This is a genomic window from Erwinia sp. AC075 (assembly GCF_979253995.1).
Genome location: NZ_CEEDEU010000001.1, coordinates 4,952,004 through 4,967,690, shown reverse-complemented (window position 1 = coordinate 4,967,690; position 15,687 = coordinate 4,952,004). Strand labels below are relative to the sequence as shown.

Below are 15,687 nucleotides of genomic sequence, written 5' to 3'. Positions count from 1 at the left end.
ATCGCGACAACGCGGGAGATCTAACACTTGAACCCGCAATATTGTTACCAATTGTTCGCGGTTTTTCCTACGCAGCAGTAAGAAGCGCTCGGGTCTTTCCAGCGCGCTTCTGTGGCTATTTTTGAGGGCAATATTAACCGGCAATCACACCACGCTGGCGGAGGACATCCAGCGTTTGCGTCAGCAGATGGGCAACGGCCTGTTCACCGTCGAGATGGATTTCCGCCTGTTCAGGCGCTTCGTACACGCCATCGATACCGGTGAAGTTACGCAACTCTCCGGCACGGGCTTTCTTGTAGAGCCCTTTCGGATCGCGGGCTTCGCAGATCGCCAGCGGCGTATCAACGAACACCTCGATAAAGCGCCCTTCTCCCAGCAACTCCCGCACCATCTGACGTTCTTCACGATGCGGAGAGATAAACGCGCTGAGCACCACCAATCCGGCATCGACCATCAGTTTGGCCACTTCACCGACCCGACGGATGTTCTCTTTGCGGTCATCATCACTGAAGCCCAGATCGCGGCACAAACCGTGACGAACATTGTCGCCGTCAAGCAGGTAGGTGCTGACACCCACCTGTTGCAGCGCTTGCTCCACTGCACCGGCCACCGTGGATTTACCCGACCCCGAAAGGCCGGTAAACCACAACAGCACGCCCTGATGGCCATGCTGCTGCTCACGATCTTCACGCGTGACAAAGTGCGAATGCCAGATGACGTTTTCATCGTGTTCTGCGGCCATTATTTGCCGCCCAACAGATCGCGTGCGCCCCAGTGTGGGAAGTGACGGCGAACCAGTTCGTTCAGCTCCAGCTCGAAAGCGCTAAAGTTGCCCGGATTCTGCACCACGTCTTCCAGCGGCTGACGGATCATCCCGGCGCCGACGGTGACGTTGCTCAGGCGATCGATAATGATCATGCCACCGGTCACCGGGTTCTGCTGATACTGATCCAGCACCATCGGCTCATCAAAGGTCAGATCGACCAGACCGATACCGTTCAGCGGCAGGCTTTCCGCATCATGTTTCGCCAGGCTGTTGATCTCAACCTGATGTTCAATCTTCTCAACACGGGCGCGAGTTTTCTTGCCGGCGATTTTAATGTCAAAGCTCTGGCCTGGCACCAGCGGCTGTTCCGCCATCCATACCACGTCAACCGACGCGGCCTGCACTGGCTTCAGCGTGGCATCGGCCGCCACCAGCAAATCACCGCGGCTGATATCGATTTCGTCTTTCAGCACCAGAGTGATCGCTTCACCGGCCTGCGCTTCCTGCAGATCGCCGTCAAAGGTCACGATGCGGGCAATCGACGATTCAACGCCCGATGGCAACACCTTGACGCGCTGTCCGACGGTTACGGTGCCGGATGCCAGCGTGCCGGCGTAACCGCGGAAATCCAGGTTAGGACGGTTAACGTACTGCACCGGGAAACGCATCGGCTGCTGCTCAACCACGCGCTGCACCTCGACAGTTTCCAGCACGTCCAGCAGCGTTGGGCCGGTGTACCAGCTCATCGCTTCGCTTGGGGAGGCCACGTTCTCGCCTTCCAGCGCCGACAACGGCACAAAGCGGATATCGAGATCGGCGGGCAGCTGGCCGGCAAAGTCGAGGTAATCCTGTTTGATCTGCTCGAAGGTCGCTTCGCTGTAGTCGACCAGATCCATTTTGTTGATCGCCACGATCAGGTGCTTGATGCCCAGCAGCGTGGAGATAAAGCTGTGACGACGCGTCTGATCCAGCACGCCTTTACGCGCATCGATCAGCAGGATCGCCAGGTCGCAGGTGGATGCGCCGGTGGCCATGTTGCGGGTGTATTGCTCGTGTCCCGGCGTGTCGGCAATGATGAACTTACGCTTCTCGGTGGAGAAATAGCGGTAGGCGACATCAATGGTGATGCCCTGCTCGCGCTCGGCCTGCAGGCCATCCACCAGCAGCGCCAGATCCAGTTTCTCGCCCTGGGTGCCGTGACGCTTGCTGTCGTTATGCAGTGAAGAGAGCTGATCTTCATAAATCTGACGGGTGTCATGGAGCAGGCGACCAATCAGCGTGCTCTTGCCATCGTCGACGCTGCCGCAGGTCAGAAAACGCAGCAGGCTTTTATGTTGCTGGGCGTGCAGCCAGGCTTCAACGCCGCCCTGGTCGGCAATTTGTTGTGCAATGACGGTATTCATCTCGGCTCCTTAGAAATAACCCTGGCGTTTTTTCAGCTCCATCGAGCCGGACTGGTCGCGGTCGATCATGCGGCCCTGACGTTCACTGGTGGTGGAAACCAGCATCTCTTCAATGATCTCCGGCAGCGTTTGCGCCTCGGATTCCACCGCGCCGGTCAGCGGCCAGCAGCCGAGGGTACGGAAACGGACCATGCGCTGCTCAATCACTTCGCCAGGTTGCAGATCGATACGGTCGTCATCGATCATCATTAACATGCCATCGCGCTCCAGCACCGGACGCGGTGCGGCCAGGTACAATGGCACGATGTCGATGTTTTCCAGGAAGATGTACTGCCAGATATCCAGCTCGGTCCAGTTGGAGAGCGGGAAGACGCGGATGCTTTCGCCTTTATTGATCTGGCCGTTGTAGTTGTGCCACAGCTCAGGACGCTGATTTTTCGGGTCCCAGCGGTGGAAACGGTCGCGGAACGAGTAGATACGCTCTTTCGCACGGGATTTTTCTTCATCACGACGGGCACCACCGAACGCGGCATCAAAGCCGTACTTGTTCAGCGCCTGCTTCAGGCCTTCGGTCTTCATGATGTCGGTGTGCTTGGCACTGCCGTGAACGAAGGGATTGATGCCCATCGCCACGCCTTCCGGGTTTTTGTGCACCAGCAGCTCGGCACCGATGTTTTTCACCGTGCGGTCGCGGAACTCGTACATTTCACGGAATTTCCAGCCGGTATCCACGTGCAGTAACGGGAACGGCAGCGTGCCCGGATAGAATGCCTTGCGCGCCAGGTGCAGCATCACAGAGGAGTCCTTGCCGATGGAGTACATCATCACCGGGTTGCCAAACTCTGCTGCCACTTCACGGATAATATGAATACTTTCCGCTTCCAGTTGACGCAGGTGAGTCAGTCGTTTTTGATCCATAACCTTTCCTCAAGCCAAATTCACAACGGCGGACTCACGTCCGGCCTGCTGCGCTGAATGTTGAAACCATGCCAGTTGCTGATGCAGGTGAACCACTTCGCCTACCACCAGTAATGCCGGCGTCGGTGCGCGTTGCGCTAATGCTTCTAATTCTTCCAGCGTGCCGGTCAGCACCTGCTGATCCTGACGCGTCCCGCGGCCGATCACGGCCACCGGCGTCTGTGCGTCACGGCCATGGGCAATCAGCTGCGAGGAGATTTCCCCCGCCTTCATGGTGCCCATATAAATTGCCAGGGTCTGACGCGAGACCGCAAGGGATGCCCAGTCCAGCCCTTCGCCATCGGCGCGGCAATGACCGGTAATAAAGGTGGCGCTCTGCGCGTAGTCGCGGTGAGTCAGCGGGATGCCGGCATAGGCGGTCGCACCCGCCGCAGCGGTCACGCCAGGCACAACCTGGAAAGGAATGCCGGCTTCAACCGCCGCCTGCAGCTCTTCGCCGCCGCGGCCAAAGATAAACGGGTCACCGCCTTTGAGGCGCACCACGCGCTTGCCCTGTTTCGCCAGCGACACCAGCATGCGGTTGGTCTCTTCCTGCGGAATGCTGTGCGCATTGGCACGCTTGCCCACGCAGATACGGTCGGCGTCACGGCGCACCAGATCGAGAATTTCATCGCTGACCAGATGGTCATACAGCACCACGTCAGCCTGCTGCATCACCTGCAAGCCGCGCAGGGTCAGCAAACCCGGATCGCCCGGACCGGCACCGACCAGAATGATTTCGCCTTCGCCGGCATCGGGATCGTCAAGCTGTTGGTCCAGCGTGCGCTTCGCGCCCTCGATATTGCCGGAGGCCACCTGGCTGGCAAACAGGCCGTTAAAGGCCGCTTCCCAGTAGCGACGACGCTCGGACATTTTTCCGAGCCGCTGCTTCACTTTCGTCCGCCACTGACCGGCAAGCTCCGCCATCTGACCAAGGTTGGCAGGCAGCAGGGCTTCCAGCTTCTCACGCAGTAACCGCGCCAGCACCGGTGCCGTGCCGCTCGACGAGATCGCCACCACCAGCGGGGAGCGGTCGACAATAGAGGGGAAAATAAATGAGCACTTCGGCTGATCGTCCACCACGTTGGCCAGCATCTGACGCTCGGTGGCATCGTGATAGACGCGGGCATTCAGTTCGCCGTCGTCAGTGGCAGCGATCACCAGATAGGCGCCGTCCAGCAGCGCGTTCTGATACTCTTTGGCTATCCAGCTGACCTCGCCACTGTTTTCCAGCGCGGTCAGCTCCTCACACAGCGTGCGAGCGGCGATTTGCACCCGGGCACCCGCGCGACGCAGCAAATCAATCTTGCGCGCAGCCACGTCACCGCCGCCTACAATCAGCACCGGTTTGTTTCGGATGTCAGCAAAAATCGGAAGATAGTCCACGTCAGCCTTTTCTGTAATTACACAAAGTTAGCGTGACTATACGGCCCTGGCTTAAGGCTTATGAAATTACTAATTGGAATGAGTAGTTACCGAATGGAATAACGATCTGGCATAGCATCCGACAAAATGTGCTTAAGGGATGATATTTAGGGGTTTTCAGAGAGATTGAAATTGTGCAATCGCCGTCACACTTTCATACTAAGCGGGTAAAAATATTTCGCAAGATCGTCACAGGATGACGACTAAGGATCCCGCATGTTTTCCCGACTCCGCCTGCGCGCGCTTGCCGTGTTGCTCAGTTGCGGTGCAATTTTTCCTCTGCAGGCCGCCAGCCAGCCAGAGGGCCATTTTGCTGAACAGCAACTGCGTCACATTGCCACCTACTTCCCTGGCCGCATGGCCGGCAGTCCCGCCGAGATGCTGACCGCAGATTATCTGCAACATCAGTTCAGCAGCATGGGCTATGAAAGCAACAAACGCGACTTCACCGCCAGCTATCGCTATCGCTTACAAAATGGGCAGATTACGCCGCATAAAGTCACCGCCACCACGGTGATTGCCGCCCGCGAAGGCAAGGTGCCGCAGCAGATTGTGATCGTCACCCAAGCCGACACCTTTATGCCGGTCAGCGACAGCGATCGCCAGCACAACCTCGGCGGCCTGACGTTACAGGGTGCAGACGATAATGCCTCGGGTCTTGGCGTAATGCTGGAGCTGGCGCAGCGTCTGAGCAAGGTACCGCTGCACTACAGCCTGCGCTTCGTGGCATTAAGCGGTGAAGAGAACGGCCATCAGGGCGAAGCGGATTACCTCGCCCGCCTGAAGCCGGAAGAGAAGAAGAACACGCTGCTGGTGATCAACCTGGACAGCCTGATTGTCGGCGATAAACTTTACTTTGATAGCGGCAGCCATACGCCGGAAGCCGTCGCCCGACAAACCCGCGACCGCGCGCTGGCCATTGCCCGCCAGCACGGACTGGCGGTGGCCAGCAATGGCAAAGCCGTGAAGAACCAGCCGACCGACGATCTGTTCGATAAAGCCGGCATTCCTTTATTAAACGTGCGCGCCACCAACTGGGAGCTGGGTAATAAAGATGGCCAGCAGCAGCGTGCCATCAGCCGCCACTTCCCAGCGGGCACCACGCGCCATCAGGCTTCGCTGGATAATCTGGCTTATCTGGATCGCTGGCTGCCTGGACGCATAACGCAACGCACCCGAAGCACCGTTAAGATCCTGCTGCCGCTGGTCACCGAGCTGGCGAACCCCAAAACCTGAGAGGAGCTACCGCATGTACATCGTCTATCTGAACTATGTCCGCCCGTTGGAAGAGGTGGAAGCCGTGCTGGATCCGCACGTCGCCTGGCTGAACAAGTATTTTGACGCCGGCGTGTTTATCACCGCAGGCCGCAAAGATCCGCGCACCGGTGGCGTGCTGATGGTGAAGGATATCGATCGTGAGCGCCTGAACACCATTCTCGCCGAAGATCCATTCCAGGCCGTTGCCGAGTATGAAGTGACGAAGGTCAACGTCACCCGCAGCGCGGAGGAATTCCAGTCGCTGGTGGGGATTTAAGCGCAAAAAAAAACGCCTGATGGCAGCATCAGGCGTCGATCGTTCATTTCACTCTGCGGCGTTATTCGTGCAGACCGCATTCGCGCTTCAGACCAAAGAAGCGCGTCTCTTCTTCCGCCATGCCTGGCTCCCATTTGCGGGTGGTGTGCGTATCGCCAACCGACAGATAGCCCTGATCCCACAGCGGGTGATAACCCAGATCGTTATCCTGCAGGTACTGATGCACCTGACGATTATCCCAGTCGATGATTGGCAGCAGCTTAAAGACACCACGCTGGATCGCCAGCACCGGCAGATTGGCGCGGCTGCTGGACTGATCGCGACGCAGACCGGCGAACCACGTCTGGGCCTTCAGCTCTTTCATCGCGCGGTTCATCGGCTCAACTTTATTGATGTCGTTGTAGCGTTCAATGCCTTCCACGCCCTGCTCCCACAACTTGCCGTAACGCGCTTCCTGCCAGGCCGCGCTCTGTTCAGCACGGTAGACTTTCAGGTTGAGCTGCAGCTTGTCGGTCAGATGATCGATAAACTGATAGGTTTCCGGGAACAGGTAGCCGGTATCGGTGAGGATCACCGGAATGCCGGGCTTCGCCTGATTGACCAGATGCAGGCTGACCGCCGCCTGAATGCCAAAGCTGGAAGAGAGCACCGCTTCGCCCGGCAAATTCTCCAGCGCCCAGAGCACGCGATCCTGGGCAGACAGTTTCTCCAGCCTGGTGTTCAGCTCCGCCAGCGCCATCACGCGCTTAACCTTCGGTAATTCGTTCAGTTCAGAGAGATCGAGTACAGACATTATCACGCCTCCGTCATGCCCAAAAATCGCGGGCCGGATCAACAACCGGTTTCACCACGCCTGCGCGGATAGTGAAATCACCAAAGCCTTCATCGGCTTCGCGTTCTGTTGACCAGCGACCCAGTAATTCATCAAGGGTAGACAAAATTTCGTCTTCGGTGATGTTTTCACGGTACATCCGTGGGATACGCGTACCGATGCGGTTACCGCCCAGATGCAGGTTGTAACGGCCCGGCGCCTTGCCCACCAGCCCAATTTCCGCCAGCAGCGCACGGCCACAGCCGTTAGGACAGCCGGTTACGCGCAGCACGATGTGCTCATCGCCCACGCCGTGTGCGGTCATCAGACCTTCCACCCGGGTGACGAATTCTGGCAGGAAGCGTTCGGCTTCGGCCATCGCCAGCGGACAGGTCGGGAACGACACGCAGGCCATCGAGTTTTCGCGCTGGGCAGTGACGCTTTCCATCAGCCCATGACTGCGCGCCAGCGCTTCAATTTTCGGCTTATCCGCTTCCGGCACGCCGGCAACAATCAGGTTCTGGTTAGCGGTCAGACGGAAGTCGCCCTGGTGAATTTTGGCGATTTCAGCAATACCGGTCTTCAGCGGACGGCCCGGATAATCCAGCAGGCGACCGTTTTCGATAAACAGCGTCAGGTGCCATTTGTCATCGATACCTTTTACCCAGCCAATGCGATCGCCACGCGTGGTGAATTCGTAGGGACGCGTCGGTTCAAAGGTGATGTCAGCACGACGCTCAACTTCCGCCTTAAAGGTTTCCACGCCGACACGCTCAAGGGTGTACTTGGTTTTGGCGTTTTTACGATCGGTACGGTTACCCCAGTCGCGCTGCGTGGTGACCACGGCTTCCGCCACGGCCAGCGTTTTATCCAGCGGCAGGAAGCCAAACTCGCTGGCGGTACGGGCATAGGTCGCTTTGTTACCGTGATCGATAGACAGACCGCCGCCGACCAACAGGTTAAAGCCGATCAGCTTGCCGTTCTCGGCAATTGCCACGAAGTTCAGGTCGTTGGCATGCAGATCCACGTCGTTGTGCGGTGGCACCACCACGGTGGTTTTGAATTTACGCGGCAGATAGGTTTCGCCCAGAATCGGCTCTTTGTCGGTGGTGGCAACCTTCTCTTTATCCAGCCAGATTTCCGCATAGGCACGGGTCTGCGGCAGCAGATGCTCGGAGAGCTTCTTCGCCCACTCGTAGGCTTCCTGATGCAGTTCGGACTCCACCGGGTTCGAGCTGCACAGCACGTTACGATTGACGTCATTGGCGGTAGCCAGTGAATCCAGCCCCACTTCACTCAGCATCTGGTGAGCGGGCTTCACGTTGCCCTTCAGGATGCCGTGGAACTGGAAGGTCTGACGGTTGGTCAGACGGATGCTGCCATAAATGGTGTTGTTCTCGGCAAATTTGTCGATGCCCAGCCACTGCTTAGGCGTGATGATCCCGCCCGGTAAGCGGCAGCGCAGCATCATCGCGTGGCGCGGTTCCAGCTTCTGCTCGGCACGTTCGGCACGGATATCACGATCATCCTGCTGATACATGCCGTGGAAACGGATCAGTAAAAAGTTATCGCCGGTAAAGCCGCCGGTCAGACCATTCTGCAGATCTTCGGTGATGGTACCGCGTAAGTAGTTGCTCTCTTTCTTCAGGCGTTCTGCGTCGGTGAGTTTGCCTTCAACCACCAGCGGGCCAGGATGTTTTTCATTGCTCATTAGTAAACGTCTCGCTGATAACGGCGCTCAATGCGCAGCTCACTTAAGAATTCGTCGGCGGTCTCTGTGTCCATGCCACCGTGCTCGGCGACCAGTTCCAGCAAAGCCTGCTCGACATCTTTCGCCATACGGTTGGCATCACCGCAGACATAGATGTGCGCACCCTGTTGGATCCAGTCCCACACTTCCGCCCCTTTGGCGCGGATTTTATCCTGTACATACACTTTCTGCTGCTGGTCACGGGACCAGGCCAGATCGATATTGGTCAGCAGGCCATCCTTCACGTAACGCTGCCACTCTACCTGGTAGAGGAAGTCATCGGTGAAGTGCGGGTTGCCAAAGAACAGCCAGTTTTTGCCGGCGGCGCCGTCCGCATCACGTTGCTGCATAAAGGCGCGGAACGGGGCGATGCCGGTGCCAGGGCCAATCATGATCACCGGCGTTTCCGGGTTGGCCGGTAAACGGAAGTTATCGTTATGCTCAATAAACACCCGCACGTCGCCGTCTTCTTCCAGACGGTCGGCCAGGAAGCTGGACGCCCCGCCCGCGCGCGCGCGGCCATCAATGTCGAAGCGGACCGCGCCAACGGTGATATGCACCTCGGTGTCGTTCTCCGCCTGCGATGAAGCAATGGAGTAGAGACGCGGCGTCAGCGGACGCAGCAGCGCAATCAACTGCTCAGCGGTCAGCTCAACCGGCGCGCCGCGTACCATGTCGACGATGGGCGTGTTCTGCGCGTAATGCTGCAGTTTGGGCTTTTCGCTGATCAGGCCCAGCAGCGTTTCGTCGCGGCTCAAGGTGCCGTACTGCTCCACGATCTGCGGCGTGTTGACCGTCAGTTCAAAATGCTTTTGCAGCGCCTCGCTCAGGGTCAGCGTCTGGTCATTGACCGTAACGCTCTCATCGCCTTTCAGCCACACCAGCTCAACCAGCTCCTGCACCAGCGCTGCATCATTTTCAAACCAGACGCCTAACGCATCGCCCGGCTGATAACGCAGACCCGAGTCGCCCAGATCGATTTCAATGTGGCGAACATCTTTGTCAGAGTCACGGCCGGTAATCTTCTGGTTAACGGCGAAGCTGGCGGTCAGCGGCTCTTCTTTGCTGTACGGGCTGCTGAACACTTCGTTCACCGAGCCGGCGGCAGTGGCTGCCGCGGCGGCCGGTGATTCGGCCGGAACGCGGGCTTTCAGGATGGTAACGATCTGCTTGCGCCACTGCTCGGCGTCTGCGGCATATTCCACATCGGCATCGACACGATCCAGCAGGCGTTCACCGCCCATCTCCGCCAGTCTACTGTCGAAGTCCTTCCCGGCCTGGCTAAAGAATTCATACGAGGTATCACCCAGCCCGAACACGGCAAACGCGGTGTTATCCAGCTTCGGCGCCTTTTTGGACATCAGGAACTTGTGTAACGCCACGGCTTCTTCAGGCGGTTCGCCCTCACCCTGGGTCGAGGTCACCACCACCAGCAGTTTTTCCTGGGCGATCTGCTTGAACTTGTAATCACCGGCGTTAACCAGGTTGACGTTCAGTTTCGCGGCCAGCAGGTCGTCGCGCAGCTGTTCTGCCAGACGGCGGGCGTTGCCGGTTTGCGACGCCGAAAGCAGGGTAATCGCCGGGGCTTCAACCGGTGCCGGTGCGCTGACGGCGGCGGTGCCGGGAGCCTGATTGACCATGCCCCAGAAATAACCGGAGAGCCAGGCCAGCTGAGTCGTGGAGTAATCCCCGGTGGCCGCCTGCAAACGGGCGAGTTGTTCCGGGTTAAGCGGAAGCAGAGAGCTTGGAGGTGCCTGAGTCGTCATTGCGTAGAAGGTTCCAGTATCGGTGGTCCGGGCCGTAAAGACAGCAAGATGAGAGTAGGGTAACGACTAGCATAATAACCATTAAATAAGGGTTGGTAATAATAAATAACCAAAATGACTAAACGGTTTTACGGGTAAGGCATAGTGGCAAAACAGGTTAATTAACTTACTGATATTCAACGGGTTAGAAGCGCCATCGTTTACCGATAGTGCTCAGAATAAGAAACAGCCGGGAAACGGGTGCGAAAAAAGGCTTTTTCGGGTAGACTTCGGCGGTTTTTTCAAGAAAAGTTTACTGAGACTGTTATGGCTACCACGCTGTTTAAAGATTTTATGTTCGAGGCTGCTCACCATCTGCCTAACGTTCCTGCAGGGCACAAATGTGGCCGCCTGCACGGGCACTCCTTCCTGGTGCGGCTCGAAATTACCGGCGAAGTGGATGCGCATACCGGCTGGATTATGGACTTTGCCGAACTGAAAGCGGCCTTCAAGCCGATCTACGACCAGCTCGATCACTACTACCTGAATGAGATTGCCGGTCTGGAGAATCCAACCAGCGAAGTGCTGGCGAAATGGATTTGGGATCAGATGAAACCGAAGCTCGCAGAGCTGAGTGCGGTGACCATCAAAGAGACCTGCACCGCGGGCTGCATCTACAGAGGTTGAGCGATCGGCTGCGGCCAACGCTCTGCTTTATTAACCCCGGATAGAAAAAGGGGAGAACCTTGTGGTTCTCCCCTTTTCTTTGTCCGCTGTTCACAGTGGATCGCTAAGCGATGTTCAGGTACTTATGCGTCTGCATCGATAAACGCCAGTTGTGCTTGATACAGCTTTCAATACACAGCTTAGTCGCATCGTCTTTCTGACTGATCGGCTGCAGCGCGATAATCCGCGGCTTGTCATCATTCAGCGTCGCCAACAGCGCCTGTAAAGCCTCCACATCACGCTGACGGGCCACCGGATGCTTCACTTCATCTGCGCGCACCAGCGCCTGATTCAACACGTCATAACCCCCGCGCATATTCACCTTCGGCGACACCGTCACCCAGGTCTCTGCGCTGCAAAGCACCTCGTGAGTACCGCTGGTTTCGATCTGGCAGCTGAAGCCGTGCTGTTGCAGCGTCTGGGTCAGCGGCGTCAGATCGTGGATGCAGGGCTCGCCGCCGGTGATCACAATATGGCGCGCCGTCCAGCCATGGTTGGCAATCACTGCCAGCAACGCGGCGGCATTGGCCGAGCCCCACGCATCGGTTTCGACGGTTTTGGTTAAGATATCGCCCAGCGAGGTTTCCCGATCGGCCAGCTTATCCCAGGTGTGTTTGGTATCACACCAGCTGCAGCCCACCGGGCATCCTTGCAGGCGGATAAAAATTGCCGGAACGCCGGTGTAAAACCCTTCGCCCTGCAACGTCTGGAACATTTCATTAATCGGGTACTGCATGACAGTCTCAACTGGAAGTGAATTTAAGGGCGCAGAGTATGGCAGATTGGCGCGGAGATAGCCAAACCGCTTTGTGCTGGCTGGCGGCTATCTGACTTCCGTTAGGTGAGGGTTGACGGGGCCAGCGTGCTGCCAGCCCCGGCGGGTTACATAAAGTTGTCCTGATGCATCTCGGTCATCGCCTGTTTCGCCACGTCTTTTGCGCCACTCAGGGTGAAATGGCCATAGTCGTTGGAGATGGGATGACCATCCGACGCCAGCCCACGACAGATATCGCCCGGACAGATGATGGAATAAACCGAGATGTAGCGGGTCTGCGCATCCACCATCGCCTGCTTCATCGCGCTGTCGGTCTGTTTGATGCTGTGGTCGATGGACGACGCCACCAGATCTTTACGGCCATCGGTCTGATAGGCCAGCAGGTCCGGCAACGCTTCCGAATATTCAATGGTCGGGCCCATCACGATCACGTTGTCCGACACGCTTTTCAGATGCTGTAGCGTGGCTTTCAACGGCGCAATGTCTTCCGGTGCCCAGCGTGCGGAGATGATGATGCCGTCAATCTTGTGTTTCGGGATCCACGAGCCGTAGACATAATCCACCAGATCGGTACAAGGGTTGCGCAGCGACTGCTGGTACAGCGGCTTACAGCCTGCCGAAGTGGCCTGAATCACATTGATGCCCTGCCCGGCCGCCAGGCTGAGTGCCCGCCACAGATGGGCCGCATGGCTGTCGCCAATCAGCACGTAATTTTTCGCCGTGTCTGAGGTTTTCAGGCAGTAATCCCGATCGAACGGTTTATCTTCCTCGCTTTTACCATCCACAAAGCAGCGGCCCAGTCGGTACTGATAGTTAAATTCGGGCATGTCCTTGTACTGGGTGTATTTCGCCAGCGCCAGCGCATCCGTGGAGAACTGGCCGGCATTGTTGTCGAGATGCCCTTTATAGAAGGTGCCGGAAGCCATCAACACCAGCCCCACTACCGAAGCCGCCACAATTCTGCCAGGGCTGAAGACCGCCAGCTTGTAGCGGAAGGGAATTTCAATCAGGTAACGAGAGGCGACGGCCAACAGCAGCGACAGGCCAGCGATAACCAACTCGCGAACGCCAGGCGCAAAGTTCGCGAACATCCGGCTGTAAACTATAATCGGCCAGTGCCACAGATACAGGCAGTAGGAGATCATGCCGATGTAGACGATCGGCTTCAGCGCCAGCACGCGGGAAACCGCCGCTTTTTGCCCGGCGAGAATAATCAGGAAGCTGCCGAGACACGGCCAGATGGCATTCCATGCCGGAAAGGGTTTATCGGTGTTAAGCCACAGGAAGCCAAACAGGATCAGCCCGAGTCCCGCCAGGCTCATCAGATGTTTAATCCCCTGCGACACCTTCGCCATTTTCGCTTCCAGGCCAGCAACCGCAATGATGCCGCCCAGCGCCAGTTCCCATGCGCGGGTTGGCAGCATATAGAAAGTGAAGGTCGGTTTTCGTGTCACCGCATAGATGCTTAACATCAGCGATACGGCAATAATCAGCAGCATCACCTGCGTGGTGCGCTGACGGAAGAAGCGCACCACCAACAGCAGGATCACCGGGAAGATAATGTAGAACTGCTCTTCAACGGCCAGCGACCAGGTATGCAGCAGCGGCTTCAGTTCGGCTGGCCCGGCAAAGTAGCCGGTGGTTTTCCAGAAGAAGATGTTCGACGAGAACAGCAGCGTGGCCAGCGAACTGTTGCTGAGATCGCTGAACTGCGCCGGCAGCAGATGGTAGTAGCCAAAGGCTAAGGTGGTCAGCATCACCACAAACAGCGGCGGCAGAATGCGCAGGCTGCGGCGTTTGTAAAAATCCAGATAGGAGAAGGTGTTGTTCATAGCGCCATTGTAAATAATGCCGCAGATAAGGTAGCCTGATATCACGAAGAAGATATCCACGCCGGTAAACCCGCCCGGGATCCCGGATATTCCCATGTGATAGGCGATTACCGGCAACACCGCCAGCGCCCGCAGTCCATCAACATCCGCTCTGTATTTCATTTTATACTGGTCCTGATTACATTTCGTTACCGCGAACTTACATAAATTGACCTGATATTTCGCCCTCCTTAACACAAATCAGACCATTCCTTAAAAGGCAGAATTGGTTCGCAACTCATTAATAAAAATAACAAAGTATGCAGATCATCCCGCTGACAGGCCGGTTTTTTCAGATAATCCTCAGGTGGCGTGTGCCGCACCGCTGCGCTGGACTTAAAACCTGCGCTGCCAACCTTGCATATTTTTACATCACACAGGATTGCTAGCAATATTCATTCAGGTAATATTGCTGGGGAAATGACCACAATAAAAAAGGAAACTGATGTGCAAACCGTTCAACAAAGCCGCAGGAACTTCCTCTCTACCGGCGCCAGAATGACCGCTGGCAGCGCCCTTCTTGCCTCTGGGATGGCAGGCGCCGCAACCGTCAACAATGCATCGGCAAGCGTACCCTGCGACGATGCCAGCCAGACCAAAACCCTCGCTGATGCGCATTACGTCCTGCGAAACGTCAGGCTGGAAGAGGGATTTGAGCGCGAAGGCGAGATGATTATCGCCACGCACACCGCGCTCTACGATCTGGAAATCAATCACGGCAAAATCGTCGCGATAAGTCAGGTTAAGGCGCGCGCGGCCAGCGCCCTGCCCGCCTACGATGCACAGGGCATGCTGCTGCTGCCCGCCACGCGCGATATGCATATCCATCTGGATAAAACCTTTTACGGCAGCCACTGGGAAGCGCCACGCCCGCGCAAAGGCAAAACCATCATGGATATGATTGCCCGTGAGCAGGTCATTATCCCGCGGCTGCTGCCGCACTCTGTCGAGCATGCCGAAGCGATCATCGGGCTGTTACAATCCAAAGGCACCACCGTTGCCCGCAGCCACTGCAATATCGATCCGGTCAGCGGCCTGAAAAGCCTGGAGCATTTGCAGATTGCCTTGCAGAAGCATCAGCAGGACTTCAGCTGTGAGATTGTGGCGTTTCCACAGCATGGCCTGCTGCACGCTAACGTCGATGGCCTGATGCGTGAAGCGATGCAGATGGGCGTGCAGTACGTTGGCGGCCTCGATCCGACGAATGTTGATGGCGCAATGGAGAAGTCGCTGGATGCGATGTTCCAGATCGCGCTGGATAGCCACAAAGGCGTCGATATCCATCTGCACGAAACTACCCCAGCGGGCATTGCCGCGGTGAAGTACATGATCAGCACCGTCGAGAAGAACCCGCAGCTGAAGGGCAAGGTCACGCTGAGCCACGGCTTTGCGTTATCGGTAATGCAGGGAAATGAGCTGGAAGAGGTGATCAACGGCCTGGCCGAGCAGCAGTTTACCGTGGCTTCCACGGTGCCGATTGGCAAACTCTCGATGCCGCTGCCGCAGTTGAGTGAGAAAGGCGTGTTGGTAATGACCGGCACCGACAGCGTGATCGATCACTGGTCGCCGTTTGGCACCGGCAGCATGCTGGAGAAAGCCAACCTGTATGCCCAGCTGTACGGCAACTCCGACGAGTTCGGCCTGACCCGTTCGCTGGCGATTGCCACCGGCAATATTTTGCCGCTGAGCGATGCCGGGCAGCGTCAGTGGCCGGCGGTCAATGATGCGGCAGAGATGATGCTGGTCGACGCCAGCTGCTCTGCCGAAGCGGTCGCCCGCGTACCGGCGGTGCAGGCCACCTTCCATCAGGGAAGACTGGTGTTCGGACAGCTGAAAAAGGCATAAAAAAAACCGGGCCCGCGATTAACGGGCCCGGTTTAGTTTCAGCTGAAATTCCTCAGCCCGCGACGGGCCGGGAAGTCAG

13 protein-coding genes are annotated in these 15,687 nt (G+C 57.3%); 4 read left to right on the top strand and 9 right to left on the bottom strand.

Going from position 1 to position 15,687, the window contains the following annotated elements; genetic code table 11:
• Positions 1 to 133: 133 nt before the first annotated feature.
• The 4 genes from cysC to cysG are packed head-to-tail and all read right to left on the bottom strand — an operon-like array spanning position 134 to position 4,512.
• A complete protein-coding gene (gene cysC, locus AC0IXH_RS23035; protein WP_013203546.1) occupies positions 134 to 742 on the bottom strand; it encodes an adenylyl-sulfate kinase in 609 nt (202 codons plus the stop codon).
• Positions 742 to 2,169 (bottom strand): sulfate adenylyltransferase subunit CysN, encoded by a 1,428-nt coding sequence (cysN, locus tag AC0IXH_RS23030; protein WP_053143849.1) that lies wholly within the window; start codon positions 2,167 to 2,169, stop codon positions 742 to 744. The genes cysC and cysN overlap by 1 nt, the downstream gene beginning before the upstream one ends.
• 9 nt (positions 2,170 to 2,178) lie before the next feature.
• A complete protein-coding gene (cysD, locus tag AC0IXH_RS23025; protein WP_013203548.1) occupies positions 2,179 to 3,087 on the bottom strand; it encodes a sulfate adenylyltransferase subunit CysD in 909 nt (302 codons plus the stop codon).
• A gap of 9 nt (positions 3,088 to 3,096) precedes the next feature.
• Complete coding sequence (gene cysG, locus AC0IXH_RS23020) at positions 3,097 to 4,512, bottom strand: siroheme synthase CysG (protein WP_134822632.1); 1,416 nt, start codon at positions 4,510 to 4,512, stop codon at positions 3,097 to 3,099.
• A gap of 255 nt (positions 4,513 to 4,767) precedes the next feature.
• Here cysG and AC0IXH_RS23015 point away from each other — a divergent pair, with 255 nt between their 5' ends.
• Positions 4,768 to 5,787: an aminopeptidase gene (locus AC0IXH_RS23015; RefSeq protein WP_471721073.1), complete on the top strand. Its 1,020-nt coding sequence runs from the start codon at positions 4,768 to 4,770 to the stop codon at positions 5,785 to 5,787.
• 13 nt (positions 5,788 to 5,800) lie between these two features.
• Entirely contained in the window at positions 5,801 to 6,085 is a 285-nt protein-coding gene (locus AC0IXH_RS23010; protein WP_013203551.1) for a YciI family protein, read from the top strand.
• Positions 6,086 to 6,146: 61 nt separating this feature from the next.
• Here AC0IXH_RS23010 and cysH read toward each other — a convergent pair whose 3' ends face one another.
• Genes cysH through cysJ form a run of 3 tightly spaced genes read right to left on the bottom strand, consistent with a single transcriptional unit; the run spans position 6,147 to position 10,412 of the window.
• The gene (gene cysH, locus AC0IXH_RS23005) at positions 6,147 to 6,878 is read right to left on the bottom strand and encodes a phosphoadenosine phosphosulfate reductase (protein ID WP_013203552.1); all 732 of its coding nucleotides are present in this window, start codon (positions 6,876 to 6,878) and stop codon (positions 6,147 to 6,149) included.
• Between the two features lie 13 nt (positions 6,879 to 6,891).
• Positions 6,892 to 8,607 carry an assimilatory sulfite reductase (NADPH) hemoprotein subunit gene (gene cysI, locus AC0IXH_RS23000; RefSeq protein WP_013203553.1) on the bottom strand — a complete coding sequence of 572 codons (1,716 nt, stop codon included), beginning with the start codon at positions 8,605 to 8,607 and terminating at the stop codon, positions 6,892 to 6,894.
• Positions 8,607 to 10,412 carry an NADPH-dependent assimilatory sulfite reductase flavoprotein subunit gene (cysJ, locus tag AC0IXH_RS22995; protein WP_346567050.1) on the bottom strand — a complete coding sequence of 602 codons (1,806 nt, stop codon included), beginning with the start codon at positions 10,410 to 10,412 and terminating at the stop codon, positions 8,607 to 8,609. Before cysJ ends, cysI begins: the two co-directional genes overlap by 1 nt.
• Before the next feature lie 306 nt (positions 10,413 to 10,718).
• On the opposite strand from cysJ, the gene queD reads away from it, so the two are divergent.
• Positions 10,719 to 11,078: a 6-carboxytetrahydropterin synthase QueD gene (queD, locus tag AC0IXH_RS22990; protein WP_013203555.1), complete on the top strand. Its 360-nt coding sequence runs from the start codon at positions 10,719 to 10,721 to the stop codon at positions 11,076 to 11,078.
• 103 nt (positions 11,079 to 11,181) lie between these two features.
• On the opposite strand, the gene queE is transcribed toward queD, so the two are convergent.
• Both queE and AC0IXH_RS22980 read right to left on the bottom strand, forming a co-directional pair.
• Positions 11,182 to 11,853 (bottom strand): 7-carboxy-7-deazaguanine synthase QueE, encoded by a 672-nt coding sequence (gene queE, locus AC0IXH_RS22985; RefSeq protein ID WP_471721072.1) that lies wholly within the window; start codon positions 11,851 to 11,853, stop codon positions 11,182 to 11,184.
• Positions 11,854 to 11,999: 146 nt separating this feature from the next.
• Positions 12,000 to 13,886 carry an acyltransferase family protein gene (locus AC0IXH_RS22980; RefSeq protein ID WP_471721071.1) on the bottom strand — a complete coding sequence of 629 codons (1,887 nt, stop codon included), beginning with the start codon at positions 13,884 to 13,886 and terminating at the stop codon, positions 12,000 to 12,002.
• Positions 13,887 to 14,210: 324 nt separating this feature from the next.
• Between AC0IXH_RS22980 and AC0IXH_RS22975 the strand changes: the two genes are divergently transcribed.
• Complete coding sequence (locus AC0IXH_RS22975) at positions 14,211 to 15,608, top strand: amidohydrolase family protein (RefSeq protein WP_471721070.1); 1,398 nt, start codon at positions 14,211 to 14,213, stop codon at positions 15,606 to 15,608.
• Positions 15,609 to 15,687 lie beyond the last annotated feature (79 nt).

Excerpts from the sequence above, each read along its gene's own strand:
- cysD (WP_013203548.1), bottom strand. The coding sequence starts at position 3,087 with ATGGATCAAAAACGACTGACTCACCTGCGTCAACTGGAAGCGGAAAGT.
- cysC (WP_013203546.1), bottom strand. The coding sequence starts at position 742 with ATGGCCGCAGAACACGATGAAAACGTCATCTGGCATTCGCACTTTGTC.
- cysI (WP_013203553.1), bottom strand. The coding sequence starts at position 8,607 with ATGAGCAATGAAAAACATCCTGGCCCGCTGGTGGTTGAAGGCAAACTC.
- cysN (WP_053143849.1), bottom strand. The coding sequence starts at position 2,169 with ATGAATACCGTCATTGCACAACAAATTGCCGACCAGGGCGGCGTTGAA.
- queD (WP_013203555.1), top strand. The coding sequence starts at position 10,719 with ATGGCTACCACGCTGTTTAAAGATTTTATGTTCGAGGCTGCTCACCAT.
- AC0IXH_RS23010 (WP_013203551.1), top strand. The coding sequence starts at position 5,801 with ATGTACATCGTCTATCTGAACTATGTCCGCCCGTTGGAAGAGGTGGAA.
- queE (WP_471721072.1), bottom strand. The coding sequence starts at position 11,853 with ATGCAGTACCCGATTAATGAAATGTTCCAGACGTTGCAGGGCGAAGGG.
- AC0IXH_RS23015 (WP_471721073.1), top strand. The coding sequence starts at position 4,768 with ATGTTTTCCCGACTCCGCCTGCGCGCGCTTGCCGTGTTGCTCAGTTGC.
- cysJ (WP_346567050.1), bottom strand. The coding sequence starts at position 10,412 with ATGACGACTCAGGCACCTCCAAGCTCTCTGCTTCCGCTTAACCCGGAA.
- AC0IXH_RS22980 (WP_471721071.1), bottom strand. The coding sequence starts at position 13,886 with ATGAAATACAGAGCGGATGTTGATGGACTGCGGGCGCTGGCGGTGTTG.
- cysH (WP_013203552.1), bottom strand. The coding sequence starts at position 6,878 with ATGTCTGTACTCGATCTCTCTGAACTGAACGAATTACCGAAGGTTAAG.